This window comes from Collinsella sp. TF08-11AT, assembly GCF_003437035.1.
Taxonomy (GTDB): Bacteria; Actinomycetota; Coriobacteriia; order Coriobacteriales; family Coriobacteriaceae; genus Collinsella.
The window spans coordinates 15,968-38,209 of sequence record NZ_QSRL01000006.1; the positions used below are offsets into that span (position 1 = coordinate 15,968).

Here is a 22,242-nt window from a genome sequence, read left to right on the forward strand (position 1 = left end):
ATTGCCCGGGTGGTTAGCCCAGGTCGCCTCCGTTGGTGGCGATGGCCTGTTGATACCAGTAGAAGCTCTTCTTGCGCCTGCGCTCGAGCGTGCCGTTGCCCAGGTTGTCGCGGTCCACGTAGATGAAGCCGTAGCGCTTCTCCATCTCGCCGGAGCCCGCGCTCACGAGGTCGATCGGCCCCCAGGTGGTGTAGCCGAGCATCTCGACGCCGTCCTGCTCGATAGCGTCGCGCATGGCCTCGATGTGCTCGCGCAGGTAGGCGATGCGGTAGTCATCCTCGATCGTGCCGTCGGGAAGCACCTCGTCATAGGCGCCGAGGCCGTTCTCCACCACAAAGAGCGGCTTCTGGTAGCGGTCCCAGAGGTCGTTGATCGTGATGCGGAACCCCAGCGGGTCGATGACCCAGCCCCAGTCGCTCGTGCGCACGTAGGGGTTCTCTACGCCGGCGAAGGCGTTGCCCTCGGCGACGCCGCCCACGGAATCGGGGTCGCCCGCGGTACAGCGCGAGGAGTAGTAGCTAAACGAGATGAAGTCGACGGTGTTCTCCGCAAGGATGCGCTCGTCCTCGGCGGTCATGCCCACGTCGATGCCCTCGCGCTCGAGCATCTTGAGCGCGTAGCCGGGGTAGTGCCCGCGTGCCTGCACGTCCACGAAGAAGAGGTCCTCCTGGTTCTTGACCTGCGCTGCACGGACGTCCTCGGGACGACAGGAGTAGGGGTAGTAGCTTCCCGCGGCGAGCATGCAGCCAACCTTGTTCTCCGGGTCGACCTCGTGGGCGATCTTGGTGGCCCAGGCGCTCGCCACGAGCTCGTTGTGCGCGGCGCGGTACTCGGCCTCGCGGGCATTCTCCCCGGGCTCGAGGACGATGCCGGCACCCATGAAGGGACGGTGCAAGATCATGTTCATCTCGTTGAACGTGATCCACCAATGCACGAGGCCGCGGTAGCGGTTGAAGAGCACCTTCACGAGCCGCTTGTAGAGCTCGATGAGGGCGCGGTTTCGCCAGGCGCCGTACTTCTTGACGAGGTGGATGGGGCAGTCGAAGTGCGTGATGGTCACGAGGGGCTCGATCCTGTGCTCGCGGCAGCAGCGGAACACGTCCTCGTAGAAGGCGAGCCCGGCCTCGTTGGGCTCCTCCTCGTCGCCATTGGGGAAGATGCGGCTCCAGGCGATGGAGAGGCGAAAGACCTTAAAGCCCATCTCCGCGAAGAGGGCTATGTCCTCGCGGTAGTGGTGGTAGAAGTCGATGCCCGTCTGGGCCGGGTAGTAGTACCCGGGCTCAAAGTCGAGCATGCGCCTCAGGCCGCGACTTACGTCGTTGCGCTCCGACCCGTGTGGGATGACGTCGACATTGGCAAGGCCGCGGCCGCCCTCGTCATAACCTCCCTCGCATTGGTTAGCAGCGGTGGCTCCTCCCCAAAGGAACCCTTTTGGAAATGGCATGGTGCCTCCTTCTCTCTGGCGCCCCCACCTCTGCGGGGACGCTTTATAACGTCCTTGCGACCTCACGCGCCGGGCCCGTGGCCCTTTCCCTGATGCGCGCGGGCCGCCCGTGAAGGGGTGACTAGCCGACGGCTTGTCCTGCGGCGGCGCGACGTGCCTCCCGGCCTCCAAGCAGGGAGGGGACCTGTGCCAGGCACACGCCGGCGAGGATGATGGCGACGCCCAGCCACTCGACGACGCCGAGCGGCTCGCCGAGGACGATCATGGCGATGAGCAGGCCGGCGGGGAGTTCCGCGGCGGCCATGACAGTGGAGAGACCCGCGGGCAGGTGCGGAGAGCCCATGCCGAAGAGCAAGACCGGGCAGAGCATGCCAAAGAAGCCGGCGATGACGGCAAAGGGCAGGATGCCCTGGGCGAGGACGCCCGAGACGACGTAGTCCGGGCACACCGTGAGCGACATGACCACGGAGCCCGCGCACACGATGACGCCGCGCTGCTCGGACGAGCAGGGGGCCTCGACCTTGCCGGAGAGGGTGACAAAGAGGGAGCAGGACACGGCCGCACCCAGCGCGCAGAGCAGGGCCACGGGGTCGTACCCGGTGATGCCGGTCTTGTAAACGCCGCTCGCGAACACCGTCCCGAAGACGATGGCCAGGGCGGAGGCCACTTGGAGGGGCCTCGGCGGCCGGCGCGTCATGACGGTCTGCCACACGAGCCCCAGCCACGTGAACTGGAAGAGGAGCGTGAGCGCCACCGGGGCGGGCAGCACGCTCATGGCGTAGCAGTAGAGGATTGAGGTGAGGCAGGTGAGGGCTCCCAGGCCCATGAGCTTAAGGGCGAGCTTCCAGCCCACGCGCTGCCAGCGGTGCCCGAGTGCGTGCCCTGCGAGCGTGGCGAGGGCGAAGAAGAGGCAGCCGAGCCACGCTTGGCTCGCCACCACCTGTGCCGAGGTGAAGCCCGCGGCGTAGGCGAGCTTGTAGGTCGTGGCCATCGCGCCGTAGCAGGCGCCGCCCGCAAAGACCTGGAGCGCCGCCTTGGCCTGTCCCGCGCCCGTGGCTCCCGCCCCGGCGGCCTGTTGCTTGATTGTGTTTGTTCCTGCCATTCGGCTCCCTTCCGTCTGCTGTCTTGCAGACGCACATCTCGTGCGTCTGTTCCCTGCAGTCGGAAGGTGGGCTCGTGCGGTCTTCTGGCGGTGCATGTGGCACCTGCTGCCAAGACGAAAAAAGCCACGCAACCGACTGCTCGGTTGCGTGGCAAAAAGGTGGCTAGCGCCCAGAAAAGTCCACGCGTTTTTAGACTGGGACAAAGTACTACAACAGGTGAGATTCTGTCAAGAAAAACCGAGGAAAAAAGCGAGCCTCTGCCCGCCGTACCTGTGGCGGTCGTTCCCCGAACGGGGCGGTGCTGTTGGGGACTGTCTCGATCTGTAACAGTTGGGGCTAGTTTTGGTCGATGGATGTTACAGATTGAGATTGTTGAGGATGGGTGGGGGTAGCTAATTCGGACGGGGCTATTTTAAACATTGGGAAATCGAGCGTGGCAAGCGGAGGTCTTCGGGGTATAAGACGGCTAATTGTATGCCGTTTTTTGAAAGGAACCCTTATGCCCAGCGTTGCCGTTCTTGCCGCCGATGGCTTTGAAACGATTGAATGCCTGACCATGGTCGATGTCATGCGTCGCGGCGGCGTGCGCGCCACGCTCGTCTCGATCATGCCCACGCGCGAGGTCGTAAGCTCGCTGCAGATTCCCGTAACCTGCGACGTACTCTTTGACGAGATTAACTTTAACGAGTATGACTGCGTCGTGCTGCCCGGCGGTCTGCCCGGCGCCACCAACCTGCGCGCCGACCAGCGCGTCTGCGACGTGGTCTGCGAGTTCGCCGCGACCAAGCACGTCGCCGCCATCTGCGCCGCCCCGTTTATCCTGGGTGAGCTCGACCTGCTCGAGGGGCGCCACGCCACGTGCTTCCCTGGCTTTGAGAAAAGCTTCCCCAAAGGCGCCTATACCGGCGAGAAGGTTACGCAAGACGGCAACATCATCACCGCCAGCGGCATGGCCCAGTCGCTCCCCTTTGCGCTTGAGCTGCTGCGCACGCTCGCCGGCGACAAGGCCGTCGAGAAGGTCGCCGAGGGCATTCAGCTATGATTTTGGCTTCGCAATCACCGCGCCGCATCGAGTTGATGCGCGAGGCGGGCTATGACATTCGCATCATTCCTGCCGATATCGACGAAACGCCGTTTGATGGCGAGGCCCCGCTTACGCTCGTTGAACGCTTAGCACGCGCCAAAGCCGCCGCCGTTGCCGCCGAGCATGCCGAGCCCAATGAGCTGACGGTCGCGGCCGACACCATCGTCACCTTTGACGGCAAGATTCTGGGCAAGCCGGCAACCGAGGACGAGGCGCGTACCATGCTCCGTGAGCTTTCGGGCCGCACGCACCAGGTCGCAACCGGCGTCTGCATCGTTAAGGCAGGCGATACGGCCGCCCCACATGCCGCCGAGAGCCTGTCCTTTGTCGATGTGACCGACGTGACGTTCTACGAGCTCACCGACGAGCAGATCGAGCACTACGTCGCCTCGGGTGAGCCCATGGACAAGGCCGGCGCCTACGGCATTCAGGGCACAGGAGGACGCATGCTCGTGCATGATATATCGGGCGACTTCTATAACGTGGTGGGCCTACCCATCGCTCGCGTCGCGCGCGCGATTCAAAAGCTCTCGTAATTGCATCTGGCGCTGGGTATCCCCCAGCGCCTACAATTTTGGCGTACCGTACGGATCCCGACCGGGCACATGGCGCGGCGGAAAACCGATAGGAGTTAAACATGGATACACTGCTCGAGGCCATTGACGTCTGCGATGTCGATGGCTTTTGCTATGGCAACTATACGGACGAGGAGGCCGGCACCGGTTGCACCGTAATCGTGGCACCCGAGGGCGCCACCGGCGGCGTTGACGTTCGCGGCGGTGCTCCAGCATCGCGCGAAACCGACCTGCTGCGACCCGAGAACACCGTCGACAAGGTCCACGCCGTCTGCCTTTCGGGCGGATCGGCCTTTGGTCTGGAGGCCGCAAGCGGCGTCGCCCGCGAGCTCGAGAGCCGCGGCATCGGCCTTCCCGTCGGCCCCACGCAGGTGCCTATCGTGTGCTCCAGCTGCATCTTCGACCTCGCCTTTGGCGATCCCACCGTGCGCCCCGACATAGAAGCCGGCATCGCCGCCGTGCGCGAGGCACTCGACAACACCCCCACCACACTCGAGCAGGGCAATGTAGGTGCCGGCACCGGTGCTACCGTAGGAAAGCTCATGGGCCCCGCCACCTGCATGAAGGCCGGCCTTGGCGCTGCCGCCGTGGCGCTCGGCCCTGTCAAGGTGGGTGCCGTGGTCTCGGTCAACGCCTGCGGCAACGTCGTCGACCCGACCACGGGCGAGTGGGTAGCCGGCATGCGCGCCGCAGCCGATAGCGACCAGATCGTCGACATGGAGCTCGCCGCTTTTGCCGCCGCCGGCTCTATGCAGATGCCGCTCGACCGCACCAACACCACCATCAGCTGCATCGTCACCAACGTGGAACTCACTAAGGCCCAGGCCACCAAGGTCTCCCAGATGGCAGCAGACGCCTACGCGCACGCCATTCGCCCCACGCATACCACCAACGACGGCGACACCATCTACACCCTTGCCAGCGGCAAACTGGGCGCCCAGGCAAGCGCCGCCGTTCCCCTAGACCTGCTGGGCATGCTCGCCGTAAGGGCCCTGGAAACCGCCATCGTAAATGGAGCCAAAACCGCCAAAACCTCCCACGGCATCCCCGGCGCCGCGAGGTAATCTCACTCGTCCGTCGGTCGGAGGCGGGCGGGCATTACGTTTGCTGCTCTACAGTCCTATGCAAGACGAAGGCCACATTAAGTGGCCTTCTTTGCATGCGGAACTCGCGACAAACGTAATGCCCGCCCGCCTCCGACCGACTTCCAACCTTATTCTTTTCAGCTCAGGCCCCTGTGTACCGCGCGTCTAAGGTCTTCAAATTCAACTAACCTGACAATCGATTCATATAGCAGAGGCCCCTTGGCCGTTAGTTTGATACAAGTTCCGCACGAGCCGGAAAGCACTTAATGTGCTTTCCGTGCGAGCAGGACTGTTCGCAGTAGCAAACTAAAGGCCAAGGGGCCCAGTCAACCTAACAGCAGCGATTACTCGGCAGTTAGTTGAATTTGAAGATCTTTGAGGCAAGACGGTATAGGCCGAGTGTGGTTTTGTCTCCGGCACGACCGCGGAGGTTAGTGAAGAAGCCGACCACGCCGTAGCGAGCACGACGATACATGCGCTCGTCGTAGGCCTTTAAATCGCTCCATAGCGTCTTCAGGCGCTCATCGGCGAAATCCTCGTCGGAAAGCTTGGTGAGCACCGAGCAGATCGCCATCATCATGGTGAAGTAGCCCATCATGTACGAACGCAGACGCGACGACTCGACATCGCTGTACAGGTGGTACGACTCCATCATGATACGCGTAACACGGAACTGCTGGTCCAGACGCTTGACCATCGTGGCCTCGTTGACACTCTGGCCCTCGCGACCGATAAAGTAGCGATAGAGGTCGATGTCGGCGTAGTACATGGTCTTGCAACGCGGCAGCGGCACGTAGGCGTAGATGTTGTCCACATAGAACGTGTGCGGCGGCATGGGCAGGTTGGACTCGCGCAGCACATCTGTGCGATAGCACAGGCTGTGCATGAGCAGATTCTGGTCCAAACGGAAATGGCCGATCTGGTCCCAGGTAAAGATCTTTTTTCGCGGCAGGGCAAACTTGTAACCAATGGCAGTATGAGTACCCTCGTAAACCTTCTCGTACACGTAGTTCGAGATAAACAGGTCAACGCGCTGGTCGCGCTCTTCAAAGCCGCGCAGAATCGACAGCATGGTCGAAAGGGCAGCGCCGTCAAGCCAGTCGTCCGAGTCGACAACCTTGTAGTAGGTGCCCTGCGCCTCGCGCAGACCCGAAAGGACGGCAATACCGTGACCGCCATTCTCCTGGTGCACCGCGCGGATGATTCCAGGATAACGGGCCTCCCACTCGTCGGCCTTGGCGGCCGTCTCGTCCTTGGAGCCGTCGTCCACCACGATAATCTCGATATCGGTGGCGAAATTGCTCCCCTCCAAAATGGAGGTGATGCAATGGTCCATGTCCTTGGCGGCGTTATACGAGGGAATACCGAATGTTATGACTTTATGCATGGCAGGCGATAATCTCATCCGAAAGATCGAGGGCGGAATTGGTCACGGCGTCCATATCGTAGTAACGATACTCGGCCAGACGACCCACCGGGTGGAAGTTCGTCAGGTTCTGGACGCGCTCAAGATAGCGCTCATAGAGCTCACGGTTCTCGGGCTCAAGAATGGCGTAGTACGGCGTCTCGCCCGAGCCGGGCGTATAGGCCTTGGAGTACTCCTTCATGATGGTGGTCTTGCCGGGCAGGACCTGACCAGTCATGTTCTTGAACTCGGTGATACGCGTGTAATCCTCGCTCGTGGTGTAATTGACGGTGCCCACAGGCTGGAACTGGTCCATATCGAGCGTCTCGAACTTCATATCGAGCGTACGGTACGGCAGAGCGCCCAGGTCGAGGTTGAACAGCTCATCGAGCGGACCGGTATAAACGATCTCGCCGCCATAGACCTTACCGTCGATCTTGACGGTGGTCTCGTCGATCTCGAAGAGGTCGCGGGCGTCCACGTCGCAGAACACATCAATCAGATCGTGGTCGAGCATATGCTCGAACAGCGCGGTATAGCCGTCCTGCGGCATGCCCTGGAAGGGAGCCTGCGGGAAGTAGCGGTCATCATCGCCCACAAAGATGGGAACGCGGCCGGTGATCGAGGGGTCGATCTGATCGGGCGTCTGGCCCCACTGCTTCATGGTGTAATGCAAAAAGACGTTCTCGTAGACGTAATCGGCGACCTCGGCAAGATCCGGGTCGTTCTTCTTACGCAGCTCCATGATGGGCACCTTGACATCCTTGCCAAAGGTCTCCACGAGCTTCTGATACAGCTCCTCGCCGCGCTCGTCACCAAAGGCGAGCTTGAGACTCGCATGGTTGAAAGGCACGGGCATAAGGGTGCCGTTGATGTTGGCGAGCACCTTGTGCTGATAATCCGTCCACTTGGTAAAGCGCGACAGGAAATTGTGCACGCGCTCGTTAAAGGTGTGATAGATATGCGGACCGTACTCGTGGACCAGGATTCCGGCCTCGTCAGTGCAGTCATAGGCATTGCCCGCAATGTGGCTACGGCGCTCCAAAACGGCAACACGATAGCCGATGGTCTCGGCAAGACGGCGGGCGCAAACGGCACCGGCATATCCAGCACCGACGACAATCATGTCGTACGCGCCGGCGTTAAAGCCTTCAGGCAGGCCTGAGGTAATCTGCATCGATACTCCTTGTCAAAAGCCACGGGCTCGTTAGCTGGGCTTTTCTCGAACATTCTTCGAGACATATTTATCAGAGCGATTATAGCGCTAATGCGTCCTATAATGAGCTTGCCACACAAGGAAAGCTCAAGCACCGCGGCGTACATAATTGAAAGGTAAACCCGCTAGCAGCGGGTTTATTCGTGAACAGCCGGGCGCCTGGAGCTTAGCGAAACGCTTGCAAGGAGTAACATGAGCGATTTCCTAAACCGTATGAAGTCTGCCGCCAAGGCCGACCTTAAGACCATCGTCCTGCCCGAGGGCGAGGATCCGCGCACCATCGTCGCGGCCAACAAGATCATCGAGGAAGGCCTGGCCAACATCGTCATCCTGGGCGATCCCAACGAGATCAACGTCCCCGGCGCCACCGTCATCGATCCGCGCAACGCCGAGAAGCACGAGGAGTACGCGCAGAAGTTTGCCGAGCTCCGCGCCAAGAAGGGCGTTACCATCGAGCAGGCTCGAGCCCAGGTGATGGACGCCACCTACTTTGGCACCATGATGGTCAAGATGGGCGATGCTGACGGCCTGGTCTCCGGCGCCTGCCACTCTACCGCCGACACCCTGCGCCCCGCGCTGCAGATCCTCAAGACCGCCCCGGGCACAAAGCTGGTCTCGGCCTTCTTCGTGATGTGCACCGACACCCCGCAGTTCGGCACCGACGGCACGCTGATCTTCGCCGACTGCGGCCTCAACATCAACCCGTCCTCCGACGAGCTATCCGAGATCGCCATCGCCTCCGCTCACTCCTGGTCCACCTTTATGGGCAGCGTCGAGCCGCACGTGGCCATGCTTTCCTACTCCACCATGGGCTCCGCCGGCGGCGAGGTCGCCAAGAAGGTCCAGGAGGCCGTTAAGTTCTGCAAGGAGAAGGCTCCCGAGCTCGCCATCGATGGCGACCTGCAGCTCGACGCCGCCATCGTTCCCACCGTCGCCCAGCTCAAGGCCCCCGGCTCCTCCGTTGCCGGCAAGGCCAACGTGCTTGTGTTCCCCGATCTCGAGGCCGGCAACATCGGCTACAAGCTGGTCCAGCGCTTCGCCGGCGCCGACGCTTACGGCCCCATCCTGCAGGGCATCGCCAAGCCGGTTAACGACCTTTCGCGCGGCTGCTCTGCCGACGACATCGTGGGTGTCGTAGCCATCACCGCCGTCCAGGCTCAGATGGCTGAGTAGCGGACGCACTCGCCCGAAGGCCGTACGGGCTAACCCCTGAAAACGTCCCCGACCAATGAAACGCCCCCGTTCTGCTCCTTCGGAGCTACGAACGGGGGCGTTTCTGGTTCTGCGGAATGTTTTCAGGGGTTAGCCCGTACGGCCTTCTACTGCTACGAAGCATTCAGAGCATCTGGAGTGGACGGCGGCTTGGCTACGAGCTGGGGCTGAGGATCTGAATGGATGGGTGTCGTTGCTGGGAGCGCAGGCGTTACTGGTGATGATCACTTTGGGACTGGAATTTCCGCCTGCTAGCAAAAAGGCCTCCTGAGCTGCTGCTCAGGAGGCCTTTCGTTCAATCGCAAGCGAACGCACTAGTTATTCGCGGTCAGACGCTCGACGTCGTGGGCGATCATGTATTCCTCGTCGGTGGGGATGACCATGACCGTGACGGCGGAACCGGCGGCGCTGATGACCTGCGGACCGTTGCCCACGGCCTCGCGGTTCTTGTTGTTGTCGATGCGCACGCCCAGCCACTCGAAGCAGTCGCAGAAGGCCTTGCGGATCGACCAGTCATTCTCGCCGATGCCGGCGGTAAAGGTAATGGTGTCGACGCCCGCCATGGAAGCGATCATGGAGCCGGCCTGCTGCATGGCCTTGTAGGCGAACATATCGAAGGCGAGCAGGCAGCGCTCGTCGCCCTCGGAGGCGCGCGTACGGATGTCACGGGCGTCGTTGGAGATGCCCGAGATGGCAAGCAGACCAGACTGCCTGTTCATCATGTCATCGACTTCCTGGTAGCTGTAGCCGCCCTCGCGCTGCAGGTAGCACACGGTAGCCGGGTCAATGGAACCACAACGGGTGCCCATCATCAGGCCGTCGAGCGGCGTGAGACCCATCGTGGTATCGCGGCATACACCGTCCTCGATGGCGGCAAGCGAGGCGCCGTTGCCCAAATGGCACGAGAGCAGGCGGTGGCAGCGCGAGCCCAGGATCTCCTTGGCCATCATCCACTCATAGCGGTGACTCGTGCCGTGGGCACCGTACTTGCGCACGTGGTACTTGTCGCACACGTCCTTGGGCAGCGCGTAGGTGTAGGCGACCTCGGGCATGGTCATGTGGAACGAGGTGTCGAAGACGGCCACGTTGGGCAGCTCCGGATACTTCTCGCGGCAATATTCGATTGCCGCGGCCTCGCCGTAATTGTGCAGCGGGGCGAGCGGAGCAACCTCGAGGATCTTAGCCATGACCTCATCGTCGACGACCGCGGAATCATCGAAGTGCCAGCCACCCTGAACGATACGGTGGCCGATGCCATCGATCGTAAAGTCGGTCTTCTCGAGCTCCTCGAGCACGCGCGCAATGGCGCAGCGATGATCGGGAAAAGGAATCTCCTCGGTCTGCTTGGCACCACCGTTCTCGGAGTGGCCAAAGATGCCCATGTCCGAGCCGATACGCTCGCAGTTGCCCTTGGCGAAAACCTCGCGGGTATCGGTATCCAAAAGCTGATATTTAAGGCTCGAGCTGCCGGCGTTGACAACAAGTACGTTCATGAGACTCCTTTGCAGTGCGATACGGTCGGCGCAGACCCCTTAAGGCGGCCGTATGTTAATAAGAAGTTATCACAACTTGATAAATAGCTATCAGGCATATCGCCCAACGAGTTCAAAAGAGGGGCTGAACGGCGCTCGGTCGTCCAGCCCCTCCCCTCTTGCAATTACTTGCCGTTGACGATGCGCTCGACGTCGGAAGCGATCATGAACTCCTCGTCCGTGGGGATGACGAAAATCTTGACCTTGGAATCCTTGGCAGACAGGCACCAAGCGCCGTCACCACGCAGGGCGTTGCGGGCATGATCCATCTTGACGTCCATAAAGGCCAGGCGGTCGGCAACGCCGGCGCGGACGGCCGGAGCGTGCTCGCCGATGCCGGCGGTAAAGACCAGGGTGTCCATACCGCACATAGAAGTGGCCATCTCGGCAGCCTTGGCGGCAATCTTGTAGACAAACATGTCGAAGGCGAGCTGAGCCTCGGGGTCGCCAGCGGCAGCGAGCTCCTCGACGTTGCGGCAATCGTTGGTCTTGCCACCGGTCACAGCCAAAAGGCCGGACTTCTTGTTCATCATCTCGTCAACCTCGTCGAAGGTGTAGCCGCCCTCGCGCTGCAGGTAGCACACGGTAGCCGGGTCGATGGAGCCACAGCGGGTGCCCATCATGACGCCGTCAAGCGGGGTGAGACCCATGGTGGTGTCCATGCACTTGCCGTCCTCGATGGCGCACAGGGAGGCACCGGAACCGATGTGGCACACGACGACCTTGCGGGCCCCGCCGTTGGTCATCTCGGCGACCTTCTTGGAGATGTAGCGGTAGCTGGTGCCGTGGGCGCCGTACTTACGAATGTGCAGCTTGTCGCAAACATCCTTGGGCAGAGCGTAAGTCTTGGCGACCTCGGGCATGTTGAAGTGGAAAGCGGTGTCATAGACCGTGACGTTGGGCAGGTCGGGATACTGCTCCAGGCAGTACTCGATAACGTTGGCCTCGGGGTTATTGTGCAGCGGGGCGAGCGGAGCAACCTCGCGGATCTTGGCGAGGACGTCCTCGTCGACGAGGGAGGAATCACCGAAGTACCAACCGCCCTGAACGATACGGTGGCCGATACCCTCGATCTTGACGCCGTTGGCCTCGAGGTCCTTCAGGACGACCTCGATGGCGACCTTGTGGTCGGGGAACTCGATGTTCTCGGTCACCTTCTTGGAGCCGTTGGCAGCGTGGGTGAAGGTACCGCCGGTAAAACAGACGCGCTCGCAGGAGCCCTTTGCGGACACCTTGTGGGACTTGGTATCGATGACCTGATACTTAAGGGTCGAAGATCCTGCGTTGACGACCAGAACGTTCATGTGTCTCCCTACTAACAGGCGGTGTGGCGCCGCCAGGTTACATACGCTTCAATAATAAACCCAAACGCCCTCGCGCTCGGGTTTATTGCGTTGATATATAAGTTATCGGTGCCCAAATACTCATGACCTTTGGCTTGTAAGACGAAATAGCGCGGGGATATACACAAGGGAAGAAATCCCGAGCGCGACAAGCAATACGACTCGAATGCCCGCAACGCTACTCAACACAGCGTTGAGCAGATAGAAAAGAACGGCACCCACCGCCACCATCTGGCTTTGAACCGAAATCAGTGAACAGCGCATCGAAGAATCGGCTGCCTTTTGAAAAATTGAGTATTTAATTGGAGCAAATAACGAGTACGCAACCGTCTGCAGCACATAGAACACGGGCAGCAAATTAGCCGGAGTAAGGGGGATCAAAAACAAAGCTGTCAATACTAAGCGAACGATGCCGCAAATACGCGCAAAGCGGCCCTTGTCGACATGAGCAATCGCACAGGGCACAATAAGTCCCATGGAGGCCGAGGCAAGGAGCTGAACCGCAATGGTCACACCCGAAGCGACGGCATTCATTCCGCGACCCGCAAGCAGCAGTGAGAAAAAGTCTTCCAGGGCGACAAAAGCAAATGCCTGAGAACAGTCCATGACGAACGCCGAGCGAAGCGTGCCATTGCCCGCAATGGCAGTCCAAATCATCCTCGGGCTAATTTGGCTCATAGAAGCCGCAGCGCTACCTTTCCCTTTCGTTTCGGGAATGCAGGCAACGACAAGTATCGTCAATACCATCGCAAAGATATCGGCCGAAAGACCGATGAAATATGCACCTTCTGACGAGATGAAGCCGCCCACACACGCGGAAAGAGCATAAGATGCGTAAAAGACGAATCGCTCAACCACATTAAGCCTAACGAGCTGATCTTGGGAGACGGAATCGATATAGATTGCCTCAATAGAACCGCTCACGCATGCGACGGCAAAACCCTTGAGGGCAAACGCACCTATCAAAAGCAGAGGAGATCGTATGAGGAGCAGGGCAGCGTAGTATCCGAGCATTCCCGCGATACCCACCAGGCCACTTATCTTTCGCCCAAATCTATCGGCGATATAGCCGGTAGGAATCTCGAGAGCAAATTTGCTTACCTGGTACGCAATCATCATGCCAGAAATCGCTACCATCGAAAGCCCGACGAACTCAAGGTAAACCGTCAAAAAATACAAAATGGTGCTGAAGTTCGACAGAAAAACGAACGTCATATAAAGCAAAACCGTACGGTTTTTCATGCTCCGCCCTCCAAGAGTCAGCAATCTAAATCGGAATCTTGGAAAAGCATGAGGGCAAAGCTGTCAGCTATGTGTTACAAGGCGTCAATAATCACTTGACGTCTCGAAGCCAATTAATTTCACGAAGCAAGATGACGCAATAGGTGCAGAAAAACCGTCTGGTGTCGATCAGTCCAGGAATTTTGCCGATAGCAAAAGTAGATAGGCAAGGTTACATCACGCGAACCTTCAATGGAGTACTCACTCACTTCTGACCCATCCGATGCGAGAGAGGACCCAGACAAACTCAATATCAATCCCCCAGCTTGAAGAAACTCAGTCTGAGCCCTGCTTCCGTATTCAACATCACGGAAGCGAAAATTGACGAGCTGGGCTTCAGGGCATTGGTTAATAGCATTGAGACAGGGTGACAAATTAATGGGAACAGCGAGCCTGCCGCCCAGTAACTCGCGAATGGTCATGGCGCCCACAGATTGATGACCCGCTGGGCATGAAAGAACCTTGAGCTCCTTTTCACCCAAATATTTTGAAGAAAGGACGCTGTCCCGTGGTTCCTCGAATGAGATAGCCGCATCCGAAATGCCAAGCACAAGTGATTCAAAGCATGTAGCCGTTGGCTGATGCCACACATCAAGGTGAATCTGAGGGTGCGAACTCTCAAACGAGTCGTACCAGTTTTCGTCAAAAAGACGCCCCCGCCCATGAAGGCAGGGGGCGTAAAGACGAAAATGATCGTCGGGCAAGACGCCGTCATCCCTCGATTGAGCGTACTTTTTGAGATCGTCGACTTGTGCCAAGATCACGCGTGCACGACGCGCAAATTCTCTGCCCGACGGAGACAAAACAGCCTCCCCCGCCGATCGGTCGAGCAAAACAATCTGATACTCAGATTCCAACTTTTTGATTGCCGACGAAACGGCCTGCGGGCTCACATGAACGGCGCGAGCTGCCTTGCGCACGCCGCCATAGTTCGCTACCGCTTGAAGGTATTCGAGTTGAGAAAGCTGCATAGATTACTCCAAAGGCAGCCAAGTCGACGGGCTACGCGCCCTCAGATGAGGTTCTCGCCCAGGTTTTTGCCGCCGAGGACATGCATGTGGAAGTGCATGACGGTCTGGCCGGCATTGACGCCCTTGTTGGAGATGACGCGGAAACCGTCCTCCAGACCCTTGGCCTTGGCGACCTCCTGGATGGCGTGAGCCATGGCGCCCATGGTCTCGGCCGGCACGTTGTCGGCGATGTCGCTGTAGTGCTTCTTTGGGATCACGAGCGTGTGGACCGGCGCCTGGGGGTTGAGGTCGTCGAACGCGATGACCTGGTCGTCCTCATAGACAACGGTCGAGGGGATCTCGTGGTTGGCAATTTTGCAGAAGATGCAATCACACATGGCTGGTTCCTTTCTCACAGACCAAGGTAATTATATTTGGTCGGGATGGTTAGAACGAGAGGTTGTCGTCCGTGTTGGCGGCTTCGCCGTCGGCGAGCACGTCGTTGCCGTCGACGTCCTTAAGGAGCACCGAGACCTTCTGCTCGGCATCGGACAAGCGGGTGCGCAGGCTTTTGAGGAGCTCGACGCCGCGGGTATAGCTCTCGAGCGACTCCTCGAGCTCCATATCGCCCGACTCCAAGCTGCGGATAATGAGCTCCAACTCCTGAGAAGCCTGCTTGTACGTAAGCTGCTCAACCGGGGTCTTCTCTGCCATATCTGTTTCCTTTCCTAAGAGTCTATCACTGTGAAACGCGGCCTACTCGACCGCATTGACGGTTGCCGACACGTTGCCGTCCGCCATGCGCACGCGGATGGCGTCGCCCGGCTTAAAGGTCTTGGCGCTCGTAGCCACACCATCATCGCTGTACGCGATGGAGTAACCGCGGGCAAGCACCTTGAGCGGCGACAAGGCATCGAGCGAGGCTGCCGCACGGCCCAGGTCGGATGCGGGTTTGCTGAGCATCGTACGTCCCTGATGCTCCAGACGGGAACTCGCGAGCGTGATCGCATGGCGCTTGCCATCGAGCCCCGAGGTGCTTGCGATCAAGCGCTCGGGCAGACGCTCGAAGTTGGAGCGGAATGTCCCGACCGAGCGTACTATGGCGCCCGACAGGCGATCGGCAGTCAGCGCAAGCTCCGATTCGCGACGCTCGACCATAAATGTGGGGTCGTTGAGGCACGGGCGACACGCAGCGGCATCGAGCGCATCACCCAAGCGAGCCGTATAGGTATCCCAGGCACGGCGACCGCGCTGATCGAGCATCTCCAGGTCGACCTGGGCCGACCCAATCATCGATGCCATCGCGGCACCCAGACGCTGATGGCGCGCCTCGAGCACGTCGGCCAACTCCGTCATAGCCGGCGCCACCGATTCTGCCGCTGCCGTGGGCGTGGAGGCGCGACGGTCGCTCACCATGTCGCAGATCGAGGTATCGGGCTCATGCCCAATACCCGTCACCACAGGCACGGGACAAGCCGCCACCGCACGAGCAAGCTCCTCGTCGTTAAAGGTCATGAGGTCCTCAAAGGAACCGCCGCCGCGCACCAGCAAAATGCAATCGGGCGCCGGCGTAATGGCGGCGGCGCGGCGCAAGCCTTCAATAAGCTCCGCCGGCGCACCCTCGCCCTGGACCTTTGCACCCACGCAGACAAGCTCGACGAGCGGGTTGCGACGGCGCAGCGTACGCTTGACGTCGTCGATTACGGCGCCCGAAAGCGAGGTGACGACCGCCACGCGCGAGCAAAACACCGGGATGCGACGCTTGCGTGCCTCGTCCATCAGGCCCTCGCGGCGTAGCTTTTCGGCCAACTGAGCCACCTGCTGACGCAGCAAGCCCTCCCCCGCCAGCGAGAACGAGCGGGCAACGAAGCTCATGCGACCCGTAGGCTTGTAGAGATTGAAACTGCCCCTAAAGCTCACCTGCATGCCATCACGCAGATCGAAGGTACGCTTAAGGTAGGCGCCCTTCCAGATGATGCAGTCGACGGCCGCCGAGTCGTCCTTGATTTGGAAGTAGCAGTGGCCGCTTCGGGCATTGGGACCGCGGAAACCCGTGACCTCGCCCAGAACGCTCAGCTGCGGAATGGCATCGAGCGCACCGGCAGCGATCTCCACCGCTTGGCTCACGCTGAGCTCTTTGCGCTCCTGCTCGTCCGATCCGTCGAACTCGGCGGAAACGGCATTGCCGGTTAGATTCCAGCCTGCCACGCAGCCCCCTTTCGTCATCGTGCACATGGGCTCCGGCCCTGCGCTAATTCAAATCCAACACATAGTACAGCGCCGCGGGGACACAAATCCCCGCGGCGCCCGTCGGTCCCACTTGTTATCGGTTGGAGTTTCTGTTGTAACGAGCCATAAGATAGAGCAGCTGAATGATCGAAGTGAGCGCTGCGGCCACATAGGTAAGCGCGGCCGCTGTCAGCACCTTCTTGGCACCGTTGACCTGCTTGGAGCTCATGCCCGACTGCTCGATGTACGCCACGGCGCGGCGGCTGGCATCAATCTCGACCGGCAGCGTAACCAGTTGGAACAGCACGCTAAACGAGAAGAAGATCAGCGCGAGGGTCGTGAGCCCGGCAATGTTCATAAACAGGCCCAAGAGCAACACGATGGTCCAGGTGTTCTGGGTAAAGTTGACGACCGGCACGAGGGCGGTGCGAACCTTCATCATGGCGTAACCGCTTTGGCGCTGGGCGGCATGGCCCGCCTCGTGGCAGGCGACGGCAACGCTTGCGACCGACCCGCCCGAACGGTTGGCGTCCGAGAGATACAGGTTATTGTCCTGCGGGTTGTAATGGTCGGTGAGCTCGCCGGCGACACCCTTGATACCCACGGCGTTGCAGCCGTTGGCGTCGAGCATGCGGCGAGCGACCGTGGCGCCCGTGTCGCCGTCCGAGCGAACCTTGGACCAGGTTTTGTACGTCGAGTTGATATAGTTCTGTGCGGCAAGGCCAAGCACTGTGCAGACAAGAACAACCAGCAGGTACAGCGGGTCGATGCCAAAGCCGTAACCATAGTAATAGGGCATGCGAATTCCTCCGAATCGAGTTACACGTTGGAGGCATTCTACCCACTCGACTGACCAGCAAATCAACATCGATGTTTTGGCAATGTCAGCGAAAACGGTCGAGAGCGAGCAAGGTGACGTGAAAGAGAAGCGTCGCGTACTTTGGTACGCGAGCGACGATTGAACGTCAGATTGCCGCTCTCGGCCGTTTGCAGCGTCGAGCTGTTACGCGGTTTGGTAAAACCGCGTAACTATATACCTATAGCAATTCAATTTTGCCGTCCTTCACCGTCAGCCCCATATTGCCCGAGAGCAGATCGTCCAGGCGCGAACCCACAAGCTCAAAACGCCAGCCTTCGCGCAGGGGGCTCTGCTCGGGATGCTCAATATAGTCGGCCAGGTCATCGCGCGAGGCAATGACCGAGGTCGCCACGCCCGAGCGTTCGGCAACCAGGCGGATGAGCGCGTACATCAGGTCCGTCACGCTCTCCAACTCCGGAGAGATCTGGCGATGCCCGCGCACCATGAGCGGCAGGCGATCGTGCGGGCAGCTTGCGCCGCGCTTGATAGCCATGAGCGCACCGTCCACGTCGCGCTCCCCCAGCTGATCGGTGCCGCGGATGCTGCGGAACTCCTCAACGCGCACGGGATTGCGCTTAACGAGCGCAAGCAGCGTGTCGTCGGACATGACCCACTTGCGCGGGATGTTACGGCGCTCGGCGCGGTCCTCGCGCCAGGCGGCGAGCTCGCGCGCGATGCCCAGCTGGTGGCGGCTGCACGAGTTGATGCGCTTGACCTTGCGGAACGCCTCGTGGCGATCGGCGCGATAGTGCGACTCGTCAGTCAGCGGGCGCAGCTCGTCGAGCACCCAGTCCACGCGACCCAGCTCGCGCAGGCGGCTCATCATCTCGGTATAGGCAACGATCAGGTACTTGACGTCATCGATCGCATACTCAATCTGCTTATCGGTCAGCGGGCGGCGCGACCAGTCGGTCAGCGACTCGGTCTTGGGCAGCGATACGCCGCAGAACGTCTGGACAAGCGCGCCATACGAAATCTGCTGACGCTCGCCCAAAAAGGCGGCGGCCACCTGCGTGTCAAAAATGGGACGCGGCAGTACGCCTACGGTATGGAGCATGACCTCCATATCCTGCGAGCACGCGTGGAAGACCTTGGTCACGCTCTCGTCGGCCATAAGCTCGGCCAGCGGCGATAGGTCGTCGATTACCAGGGGATCGACCGCTACGCTCTCGGCAGGGGTGGCAATCTGGACCAAACACAGACGTGGATGGAACGTGCGCTCGCGCAAAAACTCGGTATCGACGGCAATCGCGTCGAACTCACGGGCGCGCTGGCAAAAGTCGAGTAGAGCCTGATGTGTGGAAATGTACATATCAACCCATCGAATAAGGTTAGGCCCGAAAAACACGGGTAGGATATCGGCATTGCCTTACAACTATACTCGGTTAGTCACAGAACGGGAACGTAAGTATGCGCTGCCTTATCATCCACAACCCGGCATCGGGCCCCAGCTCAGATGAAATCTACGCATTCACGCACGCCCTCGCGCAGGGCGGCGACGAGGTCGTGATGCGTTTTATCGGTGATGGCATGGAGCCCGAGGACGCCGTGGCAGACGTGCGCGAGTTCGACCGCGTGGTCGTTTCGGGCGGCGACGGCACTGTCTCCAACGTGCTCGACCAGATGCGCGGGTGCGGTGTCCCCACGCTCGTCTTCCCCTCCGGCACAGCCTGCTTGTTCTTTAACAACATCGGTAATGCCCCCGAGGCAGCGGCGCTTGCCAAGGCTTGCCGCGCCGGTCGCACGGTCAAAGTAGACATGGGCGAGCTCTTTTGGCTCGACGAGGACGGCAACGAGAAGCGCCACGGCTTCATCATCATCGCCGGCTCGGGCTTTGACGCTGAGATTATGATGAAGGCCGCCCCCACTAAAAACGACATCGGCGAGATCGCCTACTTCCTCTCTGCGCTCGCCACGCCCAACCCTACGGTAGCGCACTTTGCGATTGAGCATGACGGCATTGTCGAGGAGCTCGACGGCATCTGCTGCATGGCCGGCAACACCTCGGTCATCCAAAACGACATCAACCTGTTCCCCGACTGCCGCATGAACGATGGCATGGTCGACATTGCGGTCATCGAACCCGTGCGCACCGTGCAGCTGCTGCCTACTGTGATCACCGCTGCGCTTGACCCCGCCGGCAAGGTACTCGGGCGCCCGCAGTTCAAAATCATCCAGACCAAGGAAGCCAAGATCACCTGCACGCCGTCGTTGGGCATGCAGTTCGATGGCGAGATCATCTCCAGCAACTCGGGCGTCTTTGGTGCCCGCGCACTTCCGCAATGCCTCGACCTCATCGTCGACGAATTCTCCCCGCTCGGAAAATAGGAGGACCCCATGAACGACAATCCCCTGCTCGGCTTTATCGTCATCGTTTTGGCCATGCTCGTCGGCTATGCGATCAACGTGATCCACCGCCGGAAGAAGTAAAACCACATTGGCATGATATTCATCCGGTTATCGACTCTCCCGCTGTTTATGCAAATTCTAAACAGCGGGAGAGTTTTTTTGAGTATTGTCTGGTGCTTTATTCCACTGCAGTAAATGCAGGGTGCCTTTATTTAACTAAAGCTACAAAATGAGTATTCTTATCCGCTCATCGCATATTTTATGACACTCATCGAGTATTTCATCGAATCTAGTGAATACTCTTTAGACTTCCGATAGGCTAATAGATGTATTTATTAGCTGAAATCCTGCACGGTTCCGCGGGGTTTCAACGGTTGGGAGGGATTATGAGGCTTACTCATCCCGTCAACACGCTCAAGAAGCTTGGCTGCGGCCTTGCATTCGGAGCTGCGGCCATTATGGCCATGCCGACCTCGGCACTCGCTTGCACCCAGATCTACATGGGCAGCAAACTCACGGCGGACGGCAACACGTACTACGGCCGCGCAGAGGACTTTAGCACACGCTATATCAAGCACTTTGGCATTGAGCCTGCGCACAAGGACGGTAGCAAGTACACCTCGCTCGAATCCGGCTTTGAGTACAAGTCCACGGGCCCCACGTATCGCTACACCTTCGTTCGCGACAACCCCTCTCAGTGGGAAGATCGCTATGACGCTTATTCCGAGGCTGGCATCAACGAGAAGGGCGTCTCCTGCTCTGCCACGCTGAGCACCTCCTACAACGAGAAGGCTGAGGAGGCCGATCCCCTCACCGAGGAGACCGGCATCGGTGAGTACAACTACGCCAGCGTCATCTTGGGCGAGAGCGCCACGGCCCGCGAGGGCGTCGAGCTCCTCGGAAGTCTGGTCGATGAGCAGGGCATCTGCACCAACGACCAGATCATCATCGCCGACAACAACGAGACCTGGCTGTTCGCCGGACTTTCTGGCCATCAGTGGATTGCCATGAAGCTCACCGACGACATCGCCTCGGTCAACCCCAACATCGGCAACCTTAACTACAAGGTTAACCTCGACGACACCGAGAACTGCCTCCACTCCAAGGACATTCAGACCATGCCCGAAGAAAAGGGCTTTGCCAAGTACTTCGATGACGGCCAGTTCGACGTTGCCCAGACCTACGGTGAGGAAATTAGCGAGCAAGCCATGCATTCTTGGTCGCGCTATATCCAGGGCCGCGATTACTTCATGGCTCCGCTTGCCGAGGGCACCGACTACGAGATCGTTAAGGACGAGCGCGAAGATGCTCGCGCCACGACCGGCGCCCTGGTCCACGAGATGCAGCCGCTGTTCTTCCAGCCCGGCAAGTCCGACTGGAACACCTTTGAGATGATCCGCAGCTTTGCTACTCGTGGCGAGAATGTCGCCGGCCTCAACGCCAACACCGACGGCGCCTATGCCATTGGCTCCAACCGCAACACCGAGATCCACACCTTCCAGATCCGTCAGGGCATGGACCCCGAGATCGCGACCATTCAGTGGGAGATGCTCTCCAACGCCGAATTCTCCGTCGCCATCCCCTTCTACTCCGCACTGCTCACCGAGGTCAGCCCCTACTTCAGCGATCAGGATGTCTCCTTCGATCACTGCGAAGAGGAAGACGTCGTGAACAACGAGGAGCCCAAGAACTCCATCAACTACGTCCTCATGGACATCAACACACTCGCCTATGAGAACCGCGACCACTGCGCCACCGGCGTCCGCGCCTATCTCGACGCCCTGCAGAAGGAACTCATCGAGCAGAACCTAACCGTCGACGATGCTATGCAGGCCACTGAGGGCACCGAGGCCCGCACCGCCCTGGCAAACAAGGCCGGCAAGGCTGCCACCAAGAACACCTACCTCAAGTGCAAGGCTATGCTCGAGGAGATGCGTGACTACCTCAAGGAGGAGGATTTCTCCGAGGAGTTCGTCCCGAGTGACTACGATGCCGACAACGATTGCCTGGTCGAGTCCATCACCTACGCCGACGAGGCCCTCTCCGATGAGGACGTTGCCGAGCCCGAGGTTAAGGAAGAGGCAACCGAGGAGAAGTCCGAGGGCAACAACATGGCCGCCATGGCCGTTGGCGCCGTCGTCATCATCGGTGTCTGCGGCTTCGTGCTCTATCGTCGCAAGAAGGCCTAAGGCCCTCATGTCCTAACTGAGCGGGCAAGGCAGCAATGGCAGCCTCGCCCGCTTAACCCGCCTTTTTGGCCGACGGGAAACCCACGGGAAACCCGGGAAACCCGCCTGAAATCTTTTTAAAAAAGATTTCCCCGCACACACTTCGCTGTGCTATAGTGCAACGCAACAGCAACTAGGTGCGACCGCGCCACGGCATCACGAAAGGAGCCACCAACATGAAGAACACGATGAAGTCTCTCAACAACTGGTGGTGGCGTGATGCGAATACGATCGGTCGACAGTGAGTCCCTCACGCCTGTTTTTGCGCTCTAGGTGATTGGAAGGCCTCCGGTTTCGACCGGGGGCCTTTTTCTATCTCGAGCCCGATCGCATTCGCATCACGCGCC

At 59.8% G+C, this 22,242-nt stretch carries 19 protein-coding genes; 6 read left to right on the plus strand and 13 right to left on the minus strand.

Annotation, left to right across the window (positions count from 1 at the left end; all coding sequences use genetic code 11):
- Positions 1–13: 13 nt before the first annotated feature.
- The gene (locus DXC79_RS05280; RefSeq protein WP_117635389.1) at positions 14–1,444 is read right to left on the minus strand and encodes a 6-phospho-beta-glucosidase; all 1,431 of its coding nucleotides are present in this window, start codon (positions 1,442–1,444) and stop codon (positions 14–16) included.
- 121 nt (positions 1,445–1,565) lie between these two features.
- Positions 1,566–2,546, minus strand: a complete 981-nt coding sequence (locus tag DXC79_RS05285) for an EamA family transporter (RefSeq protein WP_117635390.1) — start codon at positions 2,544–2,546, stop codon at positions 1,566–1,568.
- Between the two features lie 500 nt (positions 2,547–3,046).
- Between DXC79_RS05285 and DXC79_RS05290 the strand changes: the two genes are divergently transcribed.
- The 3 genes from DXC79_RS05290 to DXC79_RS05300 all read left to right on the plus strand — a co-directional run bounded on the left by DXC79_RS05290 (position 3,047) and on the right by DXC79_RS05300 (position 5,270).
- Positions 3,047–3,589: a DJ-1 family glyoxalase III gene (locus tag DXC79_RS05290; protein ID WP_117635391.1), complete on the plus strand. Its 543-nt coding sequence runs from the start codon at positions 3,047–3,049 to the stop codon at positions 3,587–3,589.
- Entirely contained in the window at positions 3,586–4,167 is a 582-nt protein-coding gene (locus DXC79_RS05295; RefSeq protein ID WP_117635392.1) for a nucleoside triphosphate pyrophosphatase, read from the plus strand. The genes DXC79_RS05290 and DXC79_RS05295 overlap by 4 nt, the downstream gene beginning before the upstream one ends.
- Positions 4,168–4,268: 101 nt before the next feature.
- Positions 4,269–5,270, plus strand: coding sequence for a P1 family peptidase (locus DXC79_RS05300; protein WP_117635393.1), 1,002 nt, complete (start codon positions 4,269–4,271; stop codon positions 5,268–5,270).
- A gap of 376 nt (positions 5,271–5,646) precedes the next feature.
- Here DXC79_RS05300 and DXC79_RS05305 read toward each other — a convergent pair whose 3' ends face one another.
- Together DXC79_RS05305 and glf are read right to left on the minus strand one after the other, a co-directional pair.
- Positions 5,647–6,678 (minus strand): glycosyltransferase family 2 protein, encoded by a 1,032-nt coding sequence (locus DXC79_RS05305; RefSeq protein WP_117635394.1) that lies wholly within the window; start codon positions 6,676–6,678, stop codon positions 5,647–5,649.
- Complete coding sequence (gene glf / locus DXC79_RS05310) at positions 6,671–7,873, minus strand: UDP-galactopyranose mutase (protein WP_117635395.1); 1,203 nt, start codon at positions 7,871–7,873, stop codon at positions 6,671–6,673. The genes DXC79_RS05305 and glf overlap by 8 nt, the downstream gene beginning before the upstream one ends.
- Before the next feature lie 231 nt (positions 7,874–8,104).
- On the opposite strand from glf, the gene pta reads away from it, so the two are divergent.
- Positions 8,105–9,085, plus strand: a complete 981-nt coding sequence (pta, locus tag DXC79_RS05315) for a phosphate acetyltransferase (RefSeq protein ID WP_117583929.1) — start codon at positions 8,105–8,107, stop codon at positions 9,083–9,085.
- Between the two features lie 353 nt (positions 9,086–9,438).
- Here the strand turns inward: pta and DXC79_RS05320 are convergent, their stop codons facing one another.
- The 9 genes from DXC79_RS05320 to rnd all read right to left on the minus strand — a co-directional run bounded on the left by DXC79_RS05320 (position 9,439) and on the right by rnd (position 18,630).
- Positions 9,439–10,617, minus strand: a complete 1,179-nt coding sequence (locus tag DXC79_RS05320; RefSeq protein WP_117635396.1) for an acetate/propionate family kinase — start codon at positions 10,615–10,617, stop codon at positions 9,439–9,441.
- A gap of 164 nt (positions 10,618–10,781) precedes the next feature.
- Positions 10,782–11,960, minus strand: coding sequence for an acetate/propionate family kinase (locus tag DXC79_RS05325; protein WP_117635397.1), 1,179 nt, complete (start codon positions 11,958–11,960; stop codon positions 10,782–10,784).
- 120 nt (positions 11,961–12,080) lie between these two features.
- Positions 12,081–13,241, minus strand: coding sequence for an MFS transporter (locus DXC79_RS05330; protein WP_117635398.1), 1,161 nt, complete (start codon positions 13,239–13,241; stop codon positions 12,081–12,083).
- 119 nt (positions 13,242–13,360) lie between these two features.
- Positions 13,361–14,251: a LysR family transcriptional regulator gene (locus DXC79_RS05335; protein WP_117635399.1), complete on the minus strand. Its 891-nt coding sequence runs from the start codon at positions 14,249–14,251 to the stop codon at positions 13,361–13,363.
- A gap of 41 nt (positions 14,252–14,292) precedes the next feature.
- Positions 14,293–14,628 carry a histidine triad nucleotide-binding protein gene (locus tag DXC79_RS05340; protein WP_035137921.1) on the minus strand — a complete coding sequence of 112 codons (336 nt, stop codon included), beginning with the start codon at positions 14,626–14,628 and terminating at the stop codon, positions 14,293–14,295.
- A gap of 49 nt (positions 14,629–14,677) precedes the next feature.
- Positions 14,678–14,944, minus strand: a complete 267-nt coding sequence (xseB, locus tag DXC79_RS05345; protein WP_006234311.1) for an exodeoxyribonuclease VII small subunit — start codon at positions 14,942–14,944, stop codon at positions 14,678–14,680.
- A 42-nt stretch (positions 14,945–14,986) separates the two neighbouring features.
- Positions 14,987–16,438 (minus strand): exodeoxyribonuclease VII large subunit, encoded by a 1,452-nt coding sequence (gene xseA, locus DXC79_RS05350; RefSeq protein ID WP_370445753.1) that lies wholly within the window; start codon positions 16,436–16,438, stop codon positions 14,987–14,989.
- Between the two features lie 115 nt (positions 16,439–16,553).
- A complete protein-coding gene (locus DXC79_RS05355; protein ID WP_117635400.1) occupies positions 16,554–17,258 on the minus strand; it encodes a zinc metallopeptidase in 705 nt (234 codons plus the stop codon).
- A gap of 238 nt (positions 17,259–17,496) precedes the next feature.
- Positions 17,497–18,630, minus strand: coding sequence for a ribonuclease D (gene rnd / locus DXC79_RS05360; RefSeq protein WP_117635401.1), 1,134 nt, complete (start codon positions 18,628–18,630; stop codon positions 17,497–17,499).
- 98 nt (positions 18,631–18,728) lie between these two features.
- Here rnd and DXC79_RS05365 point away from each other — a divergent pair, with 98 nt between their 5' ends.
- Positions 18,729–19,646, plus strand: a complete 918-nt coding sequence (locus DXC79_RS05365; RefSeq protein ID WP_117635402.1) for a diacylglycerol kinase family protein — start codon at positions 18,729–18,731, stop codon at positions 19,644–19,646.
- A 407-nt stretch (positions 19,647–20,053) separates the two neighbouring features.
- Entirely contained in the window at positions 20,054–21,856 is a 1,803-nt protein-coding gene (locus DXC79_RS05370) for a C69 family dipeptidase (protein ID WP_158550970.1), read from the plus strand.
- Positions 21,857–22,242 lie beyond the last annotated feature (386 nt).

Bases quoted from the DNA above. Each gene is read 5' to 3' on its own strand.
- DXC79_RS05280 (WP_117635389.1), bottom strand. From the start codon at position 1,444: ATGCCATTTCCAAAAGGGTTCCTTTGGGGAGGAGCCACCGCTGCTAAC.
- DXC79_RS05285 (WP_117635390.1), bottom strand. From the start codon at position 2,546: ATGGCAGGAACAAACACAATCAAGCAACAGGCCGCCGGGGCGGGAGCC.
- DXC79_RS05290 (WP_117635391.1), top strand. From the start codon at position 3,047: ATGCCCAGCGTTGCCGTTCTTGCCGCCGATGGCTTTGAAACGATTGAA.
- DXC79_RS05295 (WP_117635392.1), top strand. From the start codon at position 3,586: ATGATTTTGGCTTCGCAATCACCGCGCCGCATCGAGTTGATGCGCGAG.
- DXC79_RS05300 (WP_117635393.1), top strand. From the start codon at position 4,269: ATGGATACACTGCTCGAGGCCATTGACGTCTGCGATGTCGATGGCTTT.
- DXC79_RS05305 (WP_117635394.1), bottom strand. From the start codon at position 6,678: ATGCATAAAGTCATAACATTCGGTATTCCCTCGTATAACGCCGCCAAG.
- glf (WP_117635395.1), bottom strand. From the start codon at position 7,873: ATGCAGATTACCTCAGGCCTGCCTGAAGGCTTTAACGCCGGCGCGTAC.
- pta (WP_117583929.1), top strand. From the start codon at position 8,105: ATGAGCGATTTCCTAAACCGTATGAAGTCTGCCGCCAAGGCCGACCTT.
- DXC79_RS05320 (WP_117635396.1), bottom strand. From the start codon at position 10,617: ATGAACGTACTTGTTGTCAACGCCGGCAGCTCGAGCCTTAAATATCAG.
- DXC79_RS05325 (WP_117635397.1), bottom strand. From the start codon at position 11,960: ATGAACGTTCTGGTCGTCAACGCAGGATCTTCGACCCTTAAGTATCAG.
- DXC79_RS05330 (WP_117635398.1), bottom strand. From the start codon at position 13,241: ATGAAAAACCGTACGGTTTTGCTTTATATGACGTTCGTTTTTCTGTCG.
- DXC79_RS05335 (WP_117635399.1), bottom strand. From the start codon at position 14,251: ATGCAGCTTTCTCAACTCGAATACCTTCAAGCGGTAGCGAACTATGGC.
- DXC79_RS05340 (WP_035137921.1), bottom strand. From the start codon at position 14,628: ATGTGTGATTGCATCTTCTGCAAAATTGCCAACCACGAGATCCCCTCG.
- xseB (WP_006234311.1), bottom strand. From the start codon at position 14,944: ATGGCAGAGAAGACCCCGGTTGAGCAGCTTACGTACAAGCAGGCTTCT.
- DXC79_RS05355 (WP_117635400.1), bottom strand. From the start codon at position 17,258: ATGCCCTATTACTATGGTTACGGCTTTGGCATCGACCCGCTGTACCTG.
- rnd (WP_117635401.1), bottom strand. From the start codon at position 18,630: ATGTACATTTCCACACATCAGGCTCTACTCGACTTTTGCCAGCGCGCC.
- DXC79_RS05365 (WP_117635402.1), top strand. From the start codon at position 18,729: ATGCGCTGCCTTATCATCCACAACCCGGCATCGGGCCCCAGCTCAGAT.
- DXC79_RS05370 (WP_158550970.1), top strand. From the start codon at position 20,054: ATGAGGCTTACTCATCCCGTCAACACGCTCAAGAAGCTTGGCTGCGGC.